Source organism: Diaphorobacter sp. HDW4A (assembly GCF_011305995.1).
Lineage (GTDB): Bacteria > Pseudomonadota > Gammaproteobacteria > Burkholderiales > Burkholderiaceae_C > Diaphorobacter_A.
Window position 1 is genome coordinate 6,142,700 of sequence record NZ_CP049910.1, and the last position, 18,378, is coordinate 6,161,077.

Here is an 18,378-nt window from a genome sequence, read left to right on the forward strand (position 1 = left end):
GCAGGACGGATTTATGGCAAGAGAATACAAAGATGTGGTTGTCGGGCTGGACATTGGAACGGCCAAGGTCATGGCGGTCGTGGCCGAGGTGATGCCCGACGGCAACCTCAAGCTCGCTGGGCTCGGCATTGCGCCGAGCAACGGGCTCAAGCGCGGCGTGGTCGTGAACATCGACGCCACGGTGCAGAGCATCCAGCAGGCCCTCAAGGAGGCCGAGCTGATGGCCGACTGCAAGATCCAGCGCGTGTACACCGGCATCACCGGCAGCCATATCCGTGGCCTCAATTCAAGCGGCATGGTCGCGGTCAAGGACAAGGAAGTCTCGGCCACCGACGTGGCGCGCGTGGTGGAGACGGCCAAGGCCATCAACATCTCCAGCGACCAGCGTCTGCTGCTGGTCGAGCCGCAGGAATTCGTGATCGACGGGCAGGATGTGAAGGAGCCCATCGGCATGAGCGGTATCCGCCTCGAAGCCAAGATCCACATCGTGACCGGTGCGCAGAGCGCCGCCGAAAACATCATCAAGTGCGTGCGCCGCTGTGGCCTCGAAGTCGAGCAATTGATGCTCAATCCACTCGCGAGCAGCCAGGCCGTATTGACCGATGACGAGCGCGAACTCGGCGTCGCGGTGGTAGACATTGGCGCGGGCACGACCGACGTGGCGATCTTCACCGGCGGCGCGATTCGCCACACCGCGGTGATTCCGATTGCCGGCGACCTGATCACCAGCGACATCGCCATGGCGCTGCGCACGCCAACCAAGGACGCCGAAGACATCAAGGTCGAGAGCGGCTACGCCAAGCAGTTGCTGGCCGATCCCGATGCGCAGGTTGAAGTGCCGGGCCTTGGCGACCGTGGTCCGCGCATGCTCTCCAAGCAGGCCTTGGCTGGTGTGATTGAGCCGCGCGTCGAAGAAATATTTTCACTTGTGCAACAAGTGATACGTGAGTCGGGCTTTGAAGAAGTGCTTTCTTCGGGCATCGTGCTCACGGGCGGTAGTGCAGTGATGCCGGGCATGGTCGAACTGGGCGAGGACATCTTCCTCAAGCCGGTGCGACGCGGCATTCCCAAATATTCAAGCGCCCTGTCCGACATGATCGCCCAGCCTCGTGCTGCGACTGTCATGGGATTGCTTGAAGAAGCGCGCCTTGCAAGGCTGCGCGGATTTAAGGTTGCGGCCAAGAGCGGATCCGTGAAAACGGCGTTCGGTCGTCTCAAGGACTTCATCGTGGGGAACTTTTGAGATGACTGCACATCTGCTATGGCTTGCGCGCGCCGGACCACCACGTCCAATCAGGGATCGATGGCGAAGTACGGGACCTCCGCCATCGAGACAAATCGTATTCCAGAACCCCCATCGATTTTCGGCAATTGCAATTGAAGAACCAGCGTTAGGAGCACCAACATGACCATCGAAATGATCGAGTCCGAAGAGTTCAACCAGGGCACGCAGATCAAGGTGATCGGTGTCGGCGGCGGCGGCGGCAACGCAGTCGAGCACATGATTTTCCGCAGCGTGCAGGGTGTGGAGTTTGTTTGCGCCAATACGGACGCACAGGCTCTGACACGCAGCAGCGCCCATCGCACCATCCAGTTGGGTGGCAGCGGTCTGGGCGCGGGCAGCAAGCCTGACAAGGGCCGTGAGGCCGCAGAAATGGCCGTCGAAGACATCCGTCAGGCCATCACGGGTGCGCACATGCTGTTCATCACCGCTGGCATGGGCGGCGGCACCGGCACCGGAGCGGCTCCCGTGATTGCACGCGTCGCCAAGGAAATGGGCATCCTCACCGTCGGTGTGGTGACCAAGCCCTTCGATTGGGAAGGCGGCCGTCGCATGAAGAATGCCGACGAAGGTCTGACCGAGCTCGAAGCCAATGTCGATTCGCTGATCGTGGTGCTCAACGAGAAGCTGCTCGACGTTCTGGGTGACGACATCACGCAGGACGAGGCCTTTGCACACGCCAACGACGTGCTCAAGAACGCCGTGGGCGGCATTGCCGAAATCATCAACGAGTACGGCCAGGTGAACGTCGACTTCGAAGACGTGCGCACCGTGATGGGTGAGCCCGGCAAGGCGATGATGGGCACGGCAACGGCGGCTGGTCCCGACCGCGCACGCATCGCGGCGGAACAGGCGATTGCCTGCCCGCTGCTCGAAGGCATCGACCTGTCGGGTGCCAAGGGCGTGCTGGTGCTGGTCACCGCAAGCAAGGGAAGCTTGAAGCTGTCCGAGTCGCGCCTGGCGATGAACACCATCAACGCCTACGCTTCGCAAGATGCGCACGTGATCTTCGGCGCTGCTTACGACGAGACGCTCGGCGACGAGATCCGCGTGACCGTGGTTGCCACCGGCCTGTCGCGTGCCAACGCACGTCGCCAGCCGATCTCTGTGGTGCAGGGCGGCCTGCGCACTGGCACCGACAACCTGCCCTACAACATGGCGGTGGGCGGTTCTGTCGGCGTGGCAACGGGTGCGGCCCAGCCTGGCTACGACAACATGTCGGTGCCAAGCGTGTGGCGCACCAACCGCACGCACGCCACGGCGCGCGTGGATGCACTGTCGTCGGGTGGCATGGAAGAGCTGGAAATCCCGGCTTTCCTGCGCAAGCAGGCGGATTGAGGAGCTCCCCCTGAGGCGCTGCGCGCCTTCCCCCTCTCTCGCTTCGCGGGAGGGGGACACCGCCAGCGCGGCGGTGGCTCGCCTGGAGCGTCGTTGTGGTGAGCGCCGCGCGCGTTTCGCGCGAGGTGTGAGTTCTGTCAGCGAGAGGTGTCGCTGGCACGTTGAACAAGAGTTACGCGAGAGTTAAACAGAGAGAGTCGAGGGAGCGGGTGACTGCTCCCTCTTTTTTTAATCCGCGCTTGCTACTGCTTTCGTAGCGCAAGGACATTTTCTATTGCGGATATAGAGAGATTGGGGAGATCAATTTTCCCTCATTCACTTACAATTGACAGATGCTTCAGCAACGCACCATCAAGACTCTGACACGCGCCGTGGGCGTTGGTTTGCACAGCGGCCAGCGGGTCGAGTTGACGTTGCGTCCGGCCCAGCCCGACACCGGCATCGTGTTCCGCCGCGTGGATCTGCCGGAGCCGGTGGACATTCCGGTGAACGCGATGGCCATCGTGGACACGCGCATGGCTTCCACCATCGGCGTGGGCGGTGCCAAGGTCCACACCATCGAACACCTGATGTCTGCCTGCGCGGGGCTCGGCATCGACAACCTCTATATCGACATCACGGCCGAGGAAGTGCCGATTCTCGACGGCTCTTCGGCTTCGTTCGTGTTCCTGCTGCAGAGCGCGGGCGTGGAAAAGCAAAGTGCGCCCAAGCGTTTCATCCGCGTAACCAAGCCGGTGGAAATCCGTCAAGGCGAGGGCGCGAATCTCAAGTGGGCGCGGCTCGATCCGTATCACGGCTTCAAGCTGCGCTTCGAGATCGACTTCGCGCATCCGGCCGTGGATTCCACGGGCCAGAGCGTCGAGTTCGACATGGGCCTGAACAACTACACGCGCGACATCGCCCGTGCGCGCACCTTCGGCTTCACCAAGGATGTGGAGATGATGCGCGCCAACGGTCTCGCGCTCGGCGGCGGGCTCGACAACGCCATCGTGATGGATGACTACAAGGTCCTCAATTCAGACGGCCTGCGCTACGACGACGAGTTCGTGAAGCACAAGATCCTCGATGCCATCGGCGACCTCTACGTGGTTGGCAAGCCACTGCTCGCGGCCTACAGCGCGTTTCGCTCGGGCCACGGCCTGAACAACCTGCTGCTGCGCGAACTGCTGGCCCACGAGGACTGCTGGGAAATTGCGACCTTCGACAGCGAACGGCATGCGCCGCAGGGCTTCGCTATGCCTGCGCACGCGTGGTGATCCGAGTTGCCTCGCGCTGATTTCGCATGCTGATCTTCCGCGCCCTCGTCATGTTTCTGGTGGTGGCCGCAGCCGTGTGCTTCGGCTTCTACGCGGCCACGGGACAGGCACAGTACAAACGCTACGCATTTGTCATCATCAAGTGGACGCTGATCGCGGCGCTGATGTTCTTTGCGGTGCTTTTTCTCGAGCGCATCGTTTGAGCCGTGTTTGATCCGTCAGGGCAGCCCATCCTCGAGATGGAGCGCAAGATCCTTGCTTTGAAAGAAGCTCCGGTAGCGCTCATCTTCGGACTGCAGGAACTGCCTGAATTGATGGGAGTCCTTGTACGCGACTTCAAACCCTGAAATCTCCAACTGCCGCACGAAGTCCGTGTCCTTGGCCACGGCATCGATCTCGGTGGCCAGAAACAGCGCAAGCTCGGATGACGCGCCCTTGGGAAGAAAGACGCCTTGCCAGTATTCAAAGTTGACGCCTGCCAGCCCACTTTCCTGAAACGTGGGGATATCCGGCAAGCGCTTTGATCGATGAGCCGATGCGATGCCCAGCGCGCGAAATTTCTGGCCCTCGACATACGAGGCAACGGGAGCGACTCCCGCCAGCAGCAAATCCACCTGATGGCTCATCAGTGCCGCCGTCGCGGATGACGCGCCTCCGTAGGGCACATGCAGCAGCTCGACGCCCAGAGCCTTGCCGAGACTCTCGCCCACAAGATGCTGCAGGCTGCCAACCCCGGAAGACGCAAAGCTCAATCCATGAGCGTCTTTGTTGGCGGCGGTTGCGATGTCGGCAAGCTGCTGTATGCCTGATTCATTCCGGGTGACGAGAACGATGGGTGCGGAGGATATTTTGGCGATGGGCACCATGTCGGCCACGTCGCTCGGCGCGCTGCCTGGGTTGAAGAACGGATGGATGAAGATTTCTCCGGGCGATGCCAAGAGAAGAATGTTTCCATCGGGTCTGGATTGCGCGACGTAGTTTGCCGCGATGCTTCCGCCCGCGCCGGGCCGGTTCTCCACATAGACGGGACGTTGCAGCCGTGCCGAGAGCCTGGCCGCAAACGCGCGCCCGACGGTATCCATCGCACCACCAGCCTCGAAGCCGACGACCAGCTTGACGGGCTGGCGAGACACCGATTTGTCGGCGCAAGACGCACTCAATACCAGCCCGCAAAGCAGGCAGGCTCGAATCAACAGGGCGGAAAGTTTCATCACCAATCAACTGGGCACAACGGAATCAGCGGTAGTCCAGCGAGCAGGCATAGAAGTGCGGATTGCTCAAATCCTGTTTTCCGTAGCTCAGCACATCGCCGCTGAGCACGCGGATCTGGCCACCCGCGGCGACGAGCACGGCGTGGCCTGCGGCGATGTCCCATTCCATGGTGCGGCCAAGGCGCGGATACAGGTCCGCTTCGCCCTCGGCAACGAGGCAGATCTTGAGCGATGAACCGGCACTTTTGAGTGAACGCACGAGGCGGCCATCGAGGAACTGGTCCAACGCATCCGCATCGCCATGCGAGCGGCTGGCCACCACATCGAGGCCTTCTTGCGGAACGTTTCTGCACTCGATGGTCTGGCGTTTCCCTTCGATTTCCAGCCATGCACCAAGCCCTTGCGCACCGGCATACATGCGATCAAGCGCGGGCGCGAACACGACGCCTAGCACCGGCATGCCCGCATCGATCAGCGCGATGTTGACGGTGAATTCGCCGTTGCGATGGATGAATTCCTTGGTGCCATCGAGCGGATCGACGAGCCAGAAACGTTCGCCGAACGCGGGCACGTAGCCTGCGGCGGCGGCTTCTTCGGAGACGATGGGCAGTTGCGGCCGCAAGGCGCGCAGGCGCTCCAGAATCAAGCGTTCGGCGCATTCGTCGGCCTCAGTCACGGGCGATGCATCGTGCTTGCCGCGCACCTCGAAGTCGCTGCGGTAGATCTCCATGATGAGCGCTCCCGCGTCGCGGGCGATGGCGATGACGTCTTCAAGCAATGAGGCCCGGGTCTGAGTCACAAAAAATCTCCTGTGTTGTTTTGCTCATGGTCCTAATCCGTTTGGCCTATGCGCCAATCAGCGGACAGGCCGACAGTAAGTGCATTCAGAACTTCGCAAATCAGCGAGTGAATGTTTTACAGGACTGCGCATGGCTGTCGGCAAGAAACTCAGCGTTCAGGACATCAATCCACTGCGGATTCAGGCGGTGAAGTTGCGCCTTGCGGGCAAGACGCTCAAGGAGATAGGCGTCGAGACCGGGCTGTCCGCTCCCACCATCATCTCCGCGCACAAAGCCTGGCAGACGGGCGGCTGGAATGCTGTGCTCATCCGCGAGCGCGGGCGCAAGCCGGGCGAGGGCCGCAGCTTGTCAGCCATGCAGGAGCAGGACATCTATGTGCAGTTGGTCAGCACTCAGCCTGCAGACCATGGACTGCCGTTTTTGCTGTGGCAGCTCGAAGCGATGCAGCAGTTGATCGCGCTGCGCCAGCAGCTCGAATTGCCAGAGCGCACAACGGCCCAGTACCTGCAGCGCTGGAATCTCAATGCCGATCGTCCCATTAAGCGCATGCAGCAGTCGTCCACAGCAGTGCAGCGCTGGTACGCCAGCACCTATTTCGACATCTGCGAGCAGGCGAAGAAGGAGCAGGCCAGCGTCGTCTGGATCGATGATTTCGGCGCACACAGCAACTGCCCGGGGCGCCTGCGCCACGGCATTCTGCGTGCGGTCAACAACCGCGGCAAGGTGCACTGGCAACCCTATGAGGGCAGTTTGCGCAAGTCGCATCTGGAAGACTTTTTTGATCGCTTGCAGCGCGCGAGCGATTGCAAGATTTTTGCGTTGTTGCCAGCCATGCAGTGGCAGCGCGCGGCGACTTTCTCATCGTTGGCGAGCGACCGCTGCGATCGCCTGCGTTTGTTTCATCTGCCAGCGGCGACTGAGCTTCTCAGTCAATCCAACGAACTGGCCAGCAGCATTTTGAAGAGCGTGCAGAGCGCGGCGACGGACACAAAAACCGCACCCATACAAACCCCTACGCCGCTGCAGCTCGACCCTATGGCGAGCATGACCCAGCATCTTCTAAAACATCAACTCGCGCAAAAATTTGGATCGACAGGATCCTACAGTTCGCAGCATCGAAAACCAAAAACCAAGGAGAAATCTGTGGTGCTGACTCATTTGCAGAGGCTCGAAGCCGAAAGCATTCAAGCTATGCGCGAAGTTGTTGCCGAGGCAGACAACCCCGTCATGCTGTACTCCATCGGCAAGGACAGTGCCGTCATGCTGCATCTGGCGATGAAGGCGTTCTACCCCGCCAAGCCGCCGTTCCCTTTGCTGCATGTGGACACGACCTGGAAGTTCCAGGATATGTACCGCTTTCGCGATCAGATGGTCTCCAAGCTGGGCATGGACTTGCTGGTGCACATCAATCCGGATGGCATCGAGATGGGCATCAGCCCGTTCAAGCACGGCTCGCAGACGCATACCGACATCATGAAAACCGAGGGCTTGAAGCAGGCTCTGGACAAATACGGTTTCGATGCGGCATTCGGCGGCGCGCGCCGCGACGAAGAGAAGTCCCGCGCCAAGGAGCGCATCTTCTCCTTCCGATCGGACCAGCACCGCTGGGACCCCAAGAACCAGCGCCCCGAACTCTGGCACCTGTACAACGCGCGCAAGAACAAGGGCGAGTCGATCCGGGTGTTCCCGCTCTCCAACTGGACCGAGCTGGACATCTGGCAGTACATCTATCTGGAGAACATTCCCATCGTTCCACTGTACTTCTCTGCCCCACGGCCCGTGGTGGAACGCGACGGCACGCTGCTGATGGTGGATGACGCCCGCATGCCGCTCAAGAGCGGCGAAGTTCCGATGATGCGCAACGTGCGCTTTCGCACGCTGGGCTGCTACCCGCTCACCGGAGCCGTCGAGTCCGACGCCAACTCCCTGCCCAAGATCATTCAGGAAATGCTGCTCACCCGTACGTCGGAGCGCCAGGGCCGAATGATCGATCACGACTCGGCTGCATCCATGGAAAAGAAGAAGCAAGAGGGGTATTTCTGATGTCACACGTATCCGCACTCATCTCGGAAGATATCGAGAAATATCTCAAGGCCCACGAGCAGAAGAGCCTGCTGCGCTTCATCACCTGCGGCAGCGTGGATGACGGCAAGAGCACGCTGATCGGGCGACTGCTCTACGAATCGAAGATGCTGTTCGAAGACCAGATGGAAGCGCTGGTCGTGGACTCGAAAAAAGTCGGCACGCAAGGCGGTGAACTGGATTTTGCGTTGCTGGTCGATGGTCTGGCCGCCGAGCGCGAGCAGGGCATCACCATCGATGTGGCCTACCGCTTCTTCTCCACGGACCAGCGCAAGTTCATCGTGGCGGACACGCCCGGCCATGAGCAGTACACGCGCAACATGGTGACCGGTGCATCCACTGCAGACGTGGCCGTGGTGATGATCGATGCACGCCGCGGCGTGCTCACGCAGTCCAGGCGCCACAGCTATCTGGCGTCGCTGATCGGCATCCGCAAGATCGTGCTGGCCGTCAACAAGATGGATTTGATGGGCTACTCCGAGCAGGTCTTCAACGACATCGTGGCCGACTACCGCGAGTTCGCCAAGAAGATCGATCTGCACGACATCACGCCCATCCCGATGTCGGCCCTGCGCGGCGACAACATCCTTGAGCAAAGCGAGCACATGCCGTGGTATCGCGGCACGACGCTGATGGGCTATTTGGAGACCGTGGAAATCGACGAAGCCCGCCAGCAGAAGCTGCCGTTTCGCATGCCCGTGCAATGGGTCAATCGCCCCAACCTCGACTTTCGCGGTTTCGCGGGCTGCATCGCCAGCGGGCAAATCCATCCCGGCGATCCGGTACGCATTCTGCCTAGCGGTCGGGTCACGCAGATTGCGCGCATCGTCACGCAGGATGGCGATCTGCAGCAGGCGGTGGCGGGCCAGTCCGTCACGCTCACGCTGACCGATGAAGTCGATTGCAGCCGGGGCGACGTCATCTCGGTCGCGGATGAAGCGGCCAACGTGGCCGATCAGTTTCAGGTGACGCTGATCTGGATGCACGAGCAGCCGATGCTGGGCGGGCGGCCCTATCTGCTGAAGATCGGTGGCAAGACCATTCCGGTCACCTTTGCCGCGCCCAAGTACAAGATCAACGTCAACACGCTGGAGCATCTGGCCGCCAAGGAACTGGCGCTCAATGAAATCGGAGTGTGCAATCTGTCGTGCAGCCAGCCCATCGCTTTCGATGCCTACAAGGACAATCGCGAGACCGGCAGCTTCATCCTGATCGACCGCCTGAGTAACGCCACGGTGGGCGCGGGCCTCATCGATTTTTCGCTGCGCAGATCGCAGAACATTCACATGCAGCATGTGAACGTGAACCAGCAGGCGCGCGCTGAGCGGCTGCGGCAAAAGCCCGCGCTGCTGTGGTTCACCGGCCTGTCGGGTGCGGGCAAATCCACGATTGCCAACCTGCTGGAAACCCGCTTGCACGCACGCGGGCGGCATACCTACCTGCTCGATGGCGACAACGTGCGCCACGGCCTGAACCGCGATCTGGGCTTCACCGATGCAGACCGCGTGGAGAACATCCGCCGCGTGGCCGAAGTGGGCAAGCTGTTTGTGGATGCCGGGCTGATTGCGATTGCCTCGTTCATCTCACCTTTTCAGGCCGAGCGGGAAATGGCACGCAAGCTGGTGAACGATGGCGAATTTCTGGAGGTGTTCATCGACACGCCGCTCGCCGTTGCCGAAGAGCGCGATCCCAAGGGCTTGTACAAGAAAGTGCGCCGTGGCGAACTCAAGAACTTCACCGGAATCGATTCGCCGTTTGAAGTGCCCGAGTCGCCGGACATCCACATCTCCACAGTCGCCCTGACCGCGCAGGAGGCCGTGGACAAGATCATCGCCGAGCTGGTCGCCCGTGGCCTCATCGCGGACGAAGCCTGATTCTTTTCCTCCATTCGCCGCGCGTGGTCTGCCAAGGCAACGCGCGGCACACCAAGAGAGCTACATCATGGATGAGCACACTTTGAACGAACAGCTGATGAGCGGCGAGACCTGGTCGCAGTTCTGCGACCATCTCAAACGCTGCGGCCAGCAGATTTTGCGTCCCGAAACACCGGCCGATCCCGCCACGCGCGCTGAGGGTTACCGCTATCTCACCAGACTGCTGCGCATTGCGCTGGAGATGCATGTGGAGTTCGCCGATCCGGCGTTTCCCAGCTTCTTCAAGACCTCGCACGAGACCGCCAAGATCGGTGCGGACAATCCGGACAACATCTACGAATACGCGCGCCTGAACGGTGCCATGCAGTACCGTATTCTTGGCCATCGCGGCAGCGTGCCGTATTTGAGCTTTTGCACGCAAAAAGGCGGCTACGAAACCGACGGCCGCATGGTGGTGACCGGCTTTCTGGACGCCAACCAGCTCAAGACCGACAAGGACGGCAACTTCGAGATCATCGTCAGCCGCGAGCCGCAGTCCGGCAACTGGCTGCCGATGGAAGATGCCTCGGTCTCGCTGCTGGTGCGCCAGACCTTCATGGACCGCAAGACGGAAGTACCGGCCAAGCTTTCGATCGAGCGCATCGGCACCACGGACAAGCCCGGCCCGCTCGATCCGCTGGTGCTCGCGCAATCGCTGCAGCGCGTGACCGCGTTCGTCGAGAACACCGCCAAACTGTTCGCCGACTGGGCCGAAAGCTACCAGCCGCACAGCAACCAGTTGCCACCGGCCGACCAAGCCTATTGCCAATCGGTGGGCGGCGATCCCAACATCTTCTACTACCACTCGCATTGGCAGCTGGGCGAAGACCAGGCGCTGGTCATCCACGTCGACAAGGTGCCGGAATGCGCGTTCTGGAACCTGCAGATCAACAACTACTGGCTGGAGTCTCTCGACTACCGCCATCACCAAATCTGCATCAACAAGCATCAGGCGCAGTACGACGAAAATGGCGGCGTCACGCTGGTGCTGAGCGAGCGCGATCCCGGCGTGGCCAACTGGCTGCAGACCGCAGGCGTTCGCCAGGGAACCATGTGCCTGCGCTGGGTGGGCGCGAAAGAGCAATGTCACCCCACGACCCGTGTCGTGCCCGTGGACCAACTGGCGGAGGTCGCATGAACGCACCTATGCAAGCTGCGCCGCTCGATGTGCCAGAGCTGCTGCAAGCCGCGCGCGAGCGGGCGCCGGGCCTGAGTAACTTTGGCGACGACAACTACCGAGCGGCACTGGAAGTGCTCACCCAATCGCTGAACACCGAAGCCAAGCTCACTGCCACCGGATTGGCGATGATGCGCGAGCGCATCGTGGGCCAGTTGGTGAACCGGCTCGTCATGGAAGACTGTTTCGCGCGCCATCCGGAGATTGCGCAGATCCAGATCGACGATCCGCTGGTCATCGTCGGCCTGCCGCGCACCGGCACCACGATGCTGCAACGCACGCTGGCCGTAGACCCGCGCTTTTACTCTGCCGCCTGGTGGGAGACGCGCTATCCCGCGCCGCTCGCCGAAGAGGGGCCAAAGGAGTCGGCCAAACGCATCGAGATGGCGAAGGCAGAAGTCGCCCAGACCATCGAAGCCATTCCGCAGATTCTGTCGATTCATCCCATGAGCGCCACGCTGTGCGACGAGGAATTCATGCTCATGGAGCATTCATTTCTCTGCGCCATGGACGCTTACGCTGATGTGCCGAGCTACACCGCTTGGCTTGACCAGCAGGATCAGCGCCCGGTCTACACACAGCTCAAGAAGATGCTGCAACTGCTGCAATGGCAAAAGCAACTGCGCGGCGAACCGCAGGGCGAGCGTTGGCTGCTCAAGGCGCCGCAGCATCTGCATACGCTGGAGATTTTGCTGTCGGTCTTTCCCAAGGCGCAGGTCATCCTGACCCATCGCGAGCCCGCGCAGACGATTCCCTCGATGGCCAGCATGGCGCACACGCTGTGGCAAATCTACAGCGATCAGGCCGATCCTCGCTCCGCCGGCAAGCAGTGGAACAGCCGCATGGCGCGCGGCATCCATCACACCATGCAGGTGCGTGACCACCAGGACGCTGGGCGCTTTCTGGACATCCATTTCGCCGACGCCGTGGCCAAGCCCATCGAGGTGCTGGAGACGGTCTACCGCTTCGCAGGACTTGACTTCACCGAGCAAGCCCGCGCCGCCGCCCAGCATTGGCTGGCGAGCAATGGCCGCGAGAAACGCGCGGGCCACGACTACACGCTGGAGACGTTTGGCCTCTGCGAGCAGCAGATGCAGGACGACTACGCGCCCTACCGGGAAAGGCATCTGGCATCGCGTAGCTGAAGGTCACGTTTTCATTCGCTTTCACCATGGCGGTGCGCCGCACCGAACCACTACAACAGGAGACAAAAGCACATGTTGGACCTCGAAGCCATCGAGCGCATCAAGCAGCTCAAGGCGCGGTACTTTCGCGCCATCGATACTTGCAATCTGGAGTTGCTCCAAGGCATGTTGACGCCGGACATCAAGCTGGCCTTTCAAAGCCCGGCCTATGAATTCCATTTGGAAGGCGTCGACAAGGCGCTTGATTTCTACAAGACCTCGTTCACCAAGACCCGCCTGGCCATGCACAACGGTCACACGCCCGAGATCGAGGTGAACGGTGACACGGCCACCGGTCTTTGGTATCTGAACTACGTCTTCATCAACCTCGAAGAAAAGACGCACATGAATGGCGGCGCCATCTACGAAGACCGCTATGTGAGGCGCAATGGCGTGTGGTGGATCGCGCAGACGGGCTACAAGACCCTGCTCGAGACCGTGCAGCCACTCAGCGAGCAACTGCAAATCACGTCCAAACCGATCAACTGAAGCGAGGCTCAAGATGACCAAAGCTGCCAATCTCGTCACCTCCATCACCGTCGAAATCAACGCGCCTGCCAGTCTGGTGTGGGAGGTGCTGACCGATCTTGAGAACTACTGTCACTGGAACCGCTTCTGCCCTGACATTCGCTGCGGGCTGCAGCTCAATGATCTGGTTGCTATGCAAACCCGCCATCCGATCACGGGCGACGTTTGGCCCGTCAACGAATATCTGGTGGCCTTCGAGCCGGAGCATCTGCTGTCCTGGGAGCAGCGCCCGGTGCCGGAGAACAAGGATGCCGCGCGCCGCGATCAGTACATCGAAGCGATCGACGCCAACCGCTGCACTTACTTCACGACCGATCAGTTTCTGGGCCTCAATGCCGACACCATCATGCGCGAGCATGGCGCGTGGGTGAAGATGGCCTTCGACCAGGTCGCGGTCGATCTGAAAAAACGCGCCGAAGAACTGCAGCGAGCCCGCGCTGCGGCGGCAGTCTGAGAACGTGTTTACGGTCTCCACATGGTCTTGCAGGCGCGGCCTCGGGCGGTCTGCTGCGTTGCAAATCCTCGCAATAGCCCGAGCTATTGCTGCGGTTTGCGCCTTGCAGCCCATCCCGATCCGCATCCTGCAAGCCTCGCGATGAAGATCGCAAACACGTTCTGAACCACCACATCACCAAAACTCCAACGGAGACCTGTATGCTATTGAAGAACAAAGTCATCATCATTTCGGGCATTGGCCCGGGCATGGGTATCAAGCTCGCGTTGCGCGCGGCGGAATATCAGGCCAAGGCGGTGGTGCTTGCCGCCCGCACCCAGTCCATGCTGGACGACACCGAAACCGCGATCCGCGAGGCGGGTTACACCTGCGAAGTGCTCAAGGTGGCCACCGACATCGCGCAGCCCGAGCAATGCCAACGACTGGCCGCACTGACCATCGAGAAGTTCGGCCGCATCGATGCGCTGATCAACTCCGCCTACGCGCATGGCACATGGGGAACGTCCAGCAACTCGTCGATGGACGACTGGCGCAAGGTCATGGAGGTCAATCTGTATGGCTCCATGAACATGACGCAAGCCGTTGTGCCCCAAATGAAGAAACAGAAAGATGGCAGCATCGTGATGATCAACACCATGGCCACGCGCCGTCCCAATCAGCTGGAGGCCGGCTACGCGGTCTCCAAGGGGGCGCTCAAGACGGCTGTGCAGTATCTGGCCGAAGACCTCGGCCCGTTCGGCATTCGCGTTAACAGCACCTACAACGGTTGGATGTGGGGCGCGCCCGTCAAAGGCTATTTTCAGGCCGAATCCAAGCGCCAGGGCGTTCCTATGGAGTCGCTGGTGGACGTCATCGCCAAGCAGATTCCGCTGCGCCATGAGATTCCGGACGATGCAGATTGTGCGGCTGCCGCACTCTATCTGGCCAGCGACTACGCGCGCGTCGTGACCGGCGCGCAGCTTGACGTGAGCGGTGGTCATTACCTGCCGCACTGAAACTCAGCCGAGAACACCATGCAAACGCTTTTTGACATCGAAGAGATCAAACAACTCAAGGCGCGTTACTTTCGCGGCATCGATACCTGCAATCTGGAACTTCTCGCAACAGTGCTGGCAAGCGATGCTTACATCCGCTTTGACAGCCCGACTTACCAGTTCGAGATCAACGGCATCGACCAGGCCATCGAGTTCTACCGCAACGCATTCACGCATCGGCGCTTTGGCATGCATAACGGACATACGCCTGAAATCAAGGTGGATGGCGATGTGGCCACGGGGATCTGGTACCTGAACGATCTGTTCATCAACCTCGATGAGCAGACCATTCTCACCGGCAGCGCGCTGTACGAGGACCGCTACATCAAGATCGCCGGGCAATGGCGCATTCAGCGCACCGGCTACAAGCGGCTGCTGGAGATGATCGAGCCGCTCAGCGCGGGTTGCCGGATCACGTCGCAGCCGATCATGCCGCAGCCTGTTACAAGCGGCGTGTGAATGGGCCGCTGAGCAGCCGAGAAAATGGGATGTATCGATTCGCGGAACATTTTGTTCTGATTTTTTGAAAAATCACTTGAATTTCCGCCGCCGCCGCATATACTCGCGCTTGCTCCGGGGTGCACGTAGGCGTGCTGAGACAGTGGACTTGACCACTGGAACCGCGAACTTGATCTGGTTAGTACCAGCGTAAGAAGAGCTGCAGTTGGATGTGTAGATGTGCTAGTGCGCGCCTGCCCGAAATGGGTTTGCGCGCCACCGAGTCACACGACGTTCGGCCGATTGCGGAGCATTCCATCAGACCTTTGAGGAGTGCCCGCCATGAATGCCATCGACAAGTTTTCCCAGCTGCTTTCGCTCTCGCGCGAGCCGTTTCCCGCATCCACCAAAAACTTCATTGAAGGCAGCAAACCGGATATTCGTGTGCCCGTGCGCGACATCGCGCTGACCAACGGCGAGGTGGTGAGCGTGTACGACACATCCGGCCCGTACACTGATCCCACGGTGGACATCGACGTACGTCAGGGCCTGCCCAGCGTGCGCGGCAGTTGGATCGATGCGCGTGGGGATACCGAGTACTACGCAGGTCGCCTGCGCGTGGCGCTCGACGACGGTCGCAAGGGCGATGCCGACGCGATCCGCCTCGAACAACTGCGCGCCGAAGCCGCCGCGCTGCAGCGCCAGCCACGCCGCGCCAAGAGCGGTGCTAACGTGAGCCAAATGCACTACGCCAAGCGCGGCATCATCACGCCCGAGATGGAATACGTCGCGCTGCGCGAAAACGGCCGCCGCGAGTGGATGCAGCAGTACATGCAGGACGAGGCGCGTGAAAAGCGCCTGGCCGGTAACCCGATGGGCGCGATCATTCCCAAGATCATCACGCCGGAATTCGTGCGCGACGAGGTCGCCCGTGGCCGCGCCATCATTCCCGCCAACATCAATCACCCCGAAGTCGAGCCGATGGCGATTGGCCGCAATTTCCTCGTGAAGATCAACGCCAACATCGGCAACTCCGCGGTCACGTCGAGCATCGAGGAAGAAGTGGAAAAGTTGGTCTGGGCGATCCGCTGGGGTGCGGACAACGTGATGGATCTGTCCACCGGCAAGAACATCCACACCACACGCGACTGGATCGTGCGCAACTCGCCCGTGCCGATTGGCACCGTGCCGATTTATCAGGCGCTGGAAAAAGTGGGCGGCATTGCCGAAGACCTCACCTGGGAAATCTTCCGCGACACGCTCGTCGAACAAGCCGAGCAGGGCGTGGACTACTTCACCATCCACGCGGGCGTGCGCCTCGCCTACATCCACCTCACCGCGCAGCGCCGCACCGGCATCGTCTCGCGCGGCGGCTCCATCATGGCCAAGTGGTGCATGGCGCATCACCGCGAGAGCTTTTTGTACGAGCACTTCGAAGACATCTGCGACATCATGAAGCAGTACGACGTGAGCTTCTCGCTGGGCGATGGCTTGCGTCCCGGCTGCGCTTCGGATGCGAATGACGAAGCGCAGTTTGCCGAACTGCACACGCTGGGCGAACTCACGCAGATTGCGTGGGAGCACGATGTGCAGACCATGATCGAAGGCCCAGGCCATGTGCCGATGCACATGATCCAGTCGAACATGACCGAGCAGCTCAAGCATTGCAACGAAGCGCCGTTCTACACACTCGGCCCGCTGACCATTGACATCGCGCCGGGCTACGACCACATTGCATCCGCCATCGGCGCGGCCATGATAGGCTGGTTTGGCACGGCCATGCTGTGCTACGTCACGCCCAAGGAACACCTGGGCCTGCCCGATCGTGACGACGTGAAGCAGGGCATCATCGCCTACAAGATCGCGGCACATGCTGCCGACGTCGCCAAGGGCCACCCTGGCTCGCGTTCGCGCGACGATGCGCTGAGTCAGGCGCGCTTCGATTTCCGCTGGGAAGACCAGTTCAACCTCGGCCTCGACCCCGACACGGCACGCGCATTTCACGACGAGACGCTGCCCAAGGACAGCTCCAAGGTCGCGCATTTCTGCTCGATGTGCGGCCCCAAGTTCTGTTCGATGAAGATCACCCAGGAAGTCCGCGAATTCGCGGCCAAGGGCATGCAGGAAAAGGCGGGTGAATTTCGAGAAGGCGGCGGTGAGCTCTACATCCCGATTCAATCTGTCGCCTGAAATCAGCGAAACGTGAACCACTTCCACGCGAAAGCAAATCTCATGTAAACCTGCCGTCCGCCTACTTGGCGGGCGGCATTTCTGGTGCAACATGGCAGCCATATCGCCATCGGTTCTGTGAGCAATGCAGGCTGCTGCGATATCGGGCCAATTGACGAGTAGGAAAATTTTTCCATTCGTCGTTCACCGCGCTTTCCAATCCAAGGAGGTTCACATGACAGCCAAGTTTCGCACCGCCGCCAAAACACTGACATCTGCAACTGTGGCAATTCTGCTGGGTGTTACCGCAATCGGCGCAACCGCTCAGCCGCGCCCCGACATCGTCAGAAATAACGATCAACGCTACGACCACCGTGGCGATGATCGCCGAGGCGACAACCGCCGTGACATGGACAATCGTCGTCACGACAACCGCCGCGCAAACCCTCCCGGCCATGCCCGCCAGGACTACCCACGCGGCGCCGGCCCGGACCACCGCTGGAACCGCGGCGACCGCATCCCACCTGCTTACCGCTCCCGCAGCTACGTCGTGGAAGATTGGCGCGGCCACCGTCTCTCAGCCCCCCCACGCGGTTATCACTGGGTCCAATACGGTGGCGACTACATGCTGGTGGCCATCGCCACAGGCGTGATCACATCCCTCATCCTAGGGAACTGACAGCAGAAGCACAGCCATCTCGCGAATAGCGAGATGGCAAAAGGCACGAGCGTAGCGAAGTGCCGAGCGCACCTCTTCATGTCACTCTTGCGGCAAGCTGTCTGAGCGGAGCGCGCCAGCGCGCAGCGAGTTTTGCCGCAGGTATTCAAGCGCGTTTTTGATTACTTTTTGCGCGCAAGCAAAAAGTGATTGCCCCGCCGGGGGCAGTCCCGGCCTCTGCCCTCAAAGACGCAGCAGAAGCCAACAGCAAGAGGGCAGGCCAAAGCCCTCTTCTAGTAGCTCCGCCCCGATTTGTACATCGCATGCTGCCGCCGCTGCAGATCCGCCACCTCCCCAATCCGCGCCATAGCCGCTCCCGCATGCGCATGCGTGATCGCCAACCCCAGCGCATCCGCCGCATCGGTGCCAGGAAGCCCCGGCAACTGAAGCAATCGCCGTACCATCTCCTGCACTTGATTCTTGGCCGCACGACCATGGCCCACCATGGCCTTCTTCATCTGCAGCGCGGTGTATTCGGCCACCGGCAGATCCTGCGAGACCAGTGCCGCGAGCGCTGCGCCGCGTGCCTGACCGAGCAGCAGCGTGGACTGCGGATTCACGTTCACGAAGACGATTTCCACCGTGGCCTGATCGGGTTGGTAGCGCTTGACCACTTCGGTCACACCTTCGAACAGCACCTTGAGACGACCGGGCAAGTCGCCGCGAGCCAACTGCGTAGTGCGGATGGTGCCGCTGGCCACGTAGCTCAGTTGATGTCCGTCGACATCCACCACGCCGAAGCCGGTGGTCTGCAGACCGGGGTCGATTCCCAAAATTCTCACGCGAAGTGTTTC

The 18,378-nt window shown here is 60.8% G+C and carries 17 protein-coding genes and 1 riboswitch; of the genes, 14 read left to right on the forward strand and 3 right to left on the reverse strand.

What is annotated here, in order from left to right:
• Positions 1–13: 13 nt before the first annotated feature.
• From ftsA to G7047_RS27960, 4 genes are all read left to right on the forward strand, one after another.
• Complete coding sequence (ftsA, locus tag G7047_RS27945) at positions 14–1,243, forward strand: cell division protein FtsA (protein ID WP_166068910.1); 1,230 nt, start codon at positions 14–16, stop codon at positions 1,241–1,243.
• 162 nt (positions 1,244–1,405) lie between these two features.
• Positions 1,406–2,620, forward strand: coding sequence for a cell division protein FtsZ (gene ftsZ / locus G7047_RS27950; protein WP_166311553.1), 1,215 nt, complete (start codon positions 1,406–1,408; stop codon positions 2,618–2,620).
• 332 nt (positions 2,621–2,952) lie between these two features.
• Complete coding sequence (gene lpxC / locus G7047_RS27955) at positions 2,953–3,876, forward strand: UDP-3-O-acyl-N-acetylglucosamine deacetylase (protein WP_166311554.1); 924 nt, start codon at positions 2,953–2,955, stop codon at positions 3,874–3,876.
• Positions 3,877–3,902: 26 nt separating this feature from the next.
• Complete coding sequence (locus G7047_RS27960; RefSeq protein ID WP_166311555.1) at positions 3,903–4,079, forward strand: hypothetical protein; 177 nt, start codon at positions 3,903–3,905, stop codon at positions 4,077–4,079.
• Between the two features lie 15 nt (positions 4,080–4,094).
• Here G7047_RS27960 and G7047_RS27965 read toward each other — a convergent pair whose 3' ends face one another.
• Positions 4,095–5,087 (reverse strand): tripartite tricarboxylate transporter substrate binding protein, encoded by a 993-nt coding sequence (locus G7047_RS27965; protein ID WP_166311556.1) that lies wholly within the window; start codon positions 5,085–5,087, stop codon positions 4,095–4,097.
• A 25-nt stretch (positions 5,088–5,112) separates the two neighbouring features.
• A complete protein-coding gene (gene cysQ / locus G7047_RS27970) occupies positions 5,113–5,886 on the reverse strand; it encodes a 3'(2'),5'-bisphosphate nucleotidase CysQ (protein ID WP_240939292.1) in 774 nt (257 codons plus the stop codon).
• A 1,045-nt stretch (positions 5,887–6,931) separates the two neighbouring features.
• Between cysQ and cysD the strand changes: the two genes are divergently transcribed.
• From cysD to G7047_RS28020, 10 genes are all read left to right on the forward strand, one after another.
• On the forward strand, positions 6,932–7,930 hold the full coding sequence (gene cysD / locus G7047_RS30975; RefSeq protein WP_256376855.1) for a sulfate adenylyltransferase subunit CysD: 999 nt from the start codon (positions 6,932–6,934) through the stop codon (positions 7,928–7,930).
• Positions 7,930–9,843: a sulfate adenylyltransferase subunit CysN gene (cysN, locus tag G7047_RS27980; protein ID WP_166311558.1), complete on the forward strand. Its 1,914-nt coding sequence runs from the start codon at positions 7,930–7,932 to the stop codon at positions 9,841–9,843. The genes cysD and cysN overlap by 1 nt, the downstream gene beginning before the upstream one ends.
• Before the next feature lie 67 nt (positions 9,844–9,910).
• A complete protein-coding gene (locus G7047_RS27985; RefSeq protein WP_166311559.1) occupies positions 9,911–11,020 on the forward strand; it encodes a DUF1214 domain-containing protein in 1,110 nt (369 codons plus the stop codon).
• Positions 11,017–12,204: a sulfotransferase gene (locus G7047_RS27990; protein ID WP_166311560.1), complete on the forward strand. Its 1,188-nt coding sequence runs from the start codon at positions 11,017–11,019 to the stop codon at positions 12,202–12,204. Before G7047_RS27985 ends, G7047_RS27990 begins: the two co-directional genes overlap by 4 nt.
• Positions 12,205–12,276: 72 nt before the next feature.
• Positions 12,277–12,732: a nuclear transport factor 2 family protein gene (locus G7047_RS27995; protein ID WP_166311561.1), complete on the forward strand. Its 456-nt coding sequence runs from the start codon at positions 12,277–12,279 to the stop codon at positions 12,730–12,732.
• 13 nt (positions 12,733–12,745) lie between these two features.
• Positions 12,746–13,225: an SRPBCC domain-containing protein gene (locus tag G7047_RS28000; RefSeq protein ID WP_166311562.1), complete on the forward strand. Its 480-nt coding sequence runs from the start codon at positions 12,746–12,748 to the stop codon at positions 13,223–13,225.
• Positions 13,226–13,425: 200 nt separating this feature from the next.
• Positions 13,426–14,220, forward strand: coding sequence for an SDR family oxidoreductase (locus G7047_RS28005; RefSeq protein ID WP_166311563.1), 795 nt, complete (start codon positions 13,426–13,428; stop codon positions 14,218–14,220).
• Between the two features lie 18 nt (positions 14,221–14,238).
• A complete protein-coding gene (locus G7047_RS28010) occupies positions 14,239–14,718 on the forward strand; it encodes a nuclear transport factor 2 family protein (RefSeq protein WP_166311564.1) in 480 nt (159 codons plus the stop codon).
• 105 nt (positions 14,719–14,823) lie between these two features.
• A riboswitch (TPP riboswitch) is annotated at positions 14,824–14,931 on the forward strand.
• Between the two features lie 108 nt (positions 14,932–15,039).
• The gene (thiC, locus tag G7047_RS28015; RefSeq protein WP_166311565.1) at positions 15,040–16,887 is read left to right on the forward strand and encodes a phosphomethylpyrimidine synthase ThiC; all 1,848 of its coding nucleotides are present in this window, start codon (positions 15,040–15,042) and stop codon (positions 16,885–16,887) included.
• Between the two features lie 214 nt (positions 16,888–17,101).
• Entirely contained in the window at positions 17,102–17,545 is a 444-nt protein-coding gene (locus G7047_RS28020) for an RcnB family protein (RefSeq protein ID WP_166311566.1), read from the forward strand.
• A 272-nt stretch (positions 17,546–17,817) separates the two neighbouring features.
• Here the strand turns inward: G7047_RS28020 and ruvC are convergent, their stop codons facing one another.
• Complete coding sequence (ruvC, locus tag G7047_RS28025) at positions 17,818–18,366, reverse strand: crossover junction endodeoxyribonuclease RuvC (protein WP_166311567.1); 549 nt, start codon at positions 18,364–18,366, stop codon at positions 17,818–17,820.
• Between the last annotated feature and the right edge of the window lie 12 nt (positions 18,367–18,378).

Coding starts and splice junctions, on each gene's coding strand:
- ftsA (WP_166068910.1), top strand. CDS start 14: ATGGCAAGAGAATACAAAGATGTGGTTGTCGGGCTGGACATTGGAACG.
- ftsZ (WP_166311553.1), top strand. CDS start 1,406: ATGACCATCGAAATGATCGAGTCCGAAGAGTTCAACCAGGGCACGCAG.
- lpxC (WP_166311554.1), top strand. CDS start 2,953: ATGCTTCAGCAACGCACCATCAAGACTCTGACACGCGCCGTGGGCGTT.
- G7047_RS27960 (WP_166311555.1), top strand. CDS start 3,903: ATGCTGATCTTCCGCGCCCTCGTCATGTTTCTGGTGGTGGCCGCAGCC.
- G7047_RS27965 (WP_166311556.1), bottom strand. CDS start 5,087: ATGAAACTTTCCGCCCTGTTGATTCGAGCCTGCCTGCTTTGCGGGCTG.
- cysD (WP_256376855.1), top strand. CDS start 6,932: ATGACCCAGCATCTTCTAAAACATCAACTCGCGCAAAAATTTGGATCG.
- cysN (WP_166311558.1), top strand. CDS start 7,930: ATGTCACACGTATCCGCACTCATCTCGGAAGATATCGAGAAATATCTC.
- G7047_RS27985 (WP_166311559.1), top strand. CDS start 9,911: ATGGATGAGCACACTTTGAACGAACAGCTGATGAGCGGCGAGACCTGG.
- G7047_RS27990 (WP_166311560.1), top strand. CDS start 11,017: ATGAACGCACCTATGCAAGCTGCGCCGCTCGATGTGCCAGAGCTGCTG.
- G7047_RS27995 (WP_166311561.1), top strand. CDS start 12,277: ATGTTGGACCTCGAAGCCATCGAGCGCATCAAGCAGCTCAAGGCGCGG.
- G7047_RS28000 (WP_166311562.1), top strand. CDS start 12,746: ATGACCAAAGCTGCCAATCTCGTCACCTCCATCACCGTCGAAATCAAC.
- G7047_RS28005 (WP_166311563.1), top strand. CDS start 13,426: ATGCTATTGAAGAACAAAGTCATCATCATTTCGGGCATTGGCCCGGGC.
- G7047_RS28010 (WP_166311564.1), top strand. CDS start 14,239: ATGCAAACGCTTTTTGACATCGAAGAGATCAAACAACTCAAGGCGCGT.
- thiC (WP_166311565.1), top strand. CDS start 15,040: ATGAATGCCATCGACAAGTTTTCCCAGCTGCTTTCGCTCTCGCGCGAG.
- G7047_RS28020 (WP_166311566.1), top strand. CDS start 17,102: ATGACAGCCAAGTTTCGCACCGCCGCCAAAACACTGACATCTGCAACT.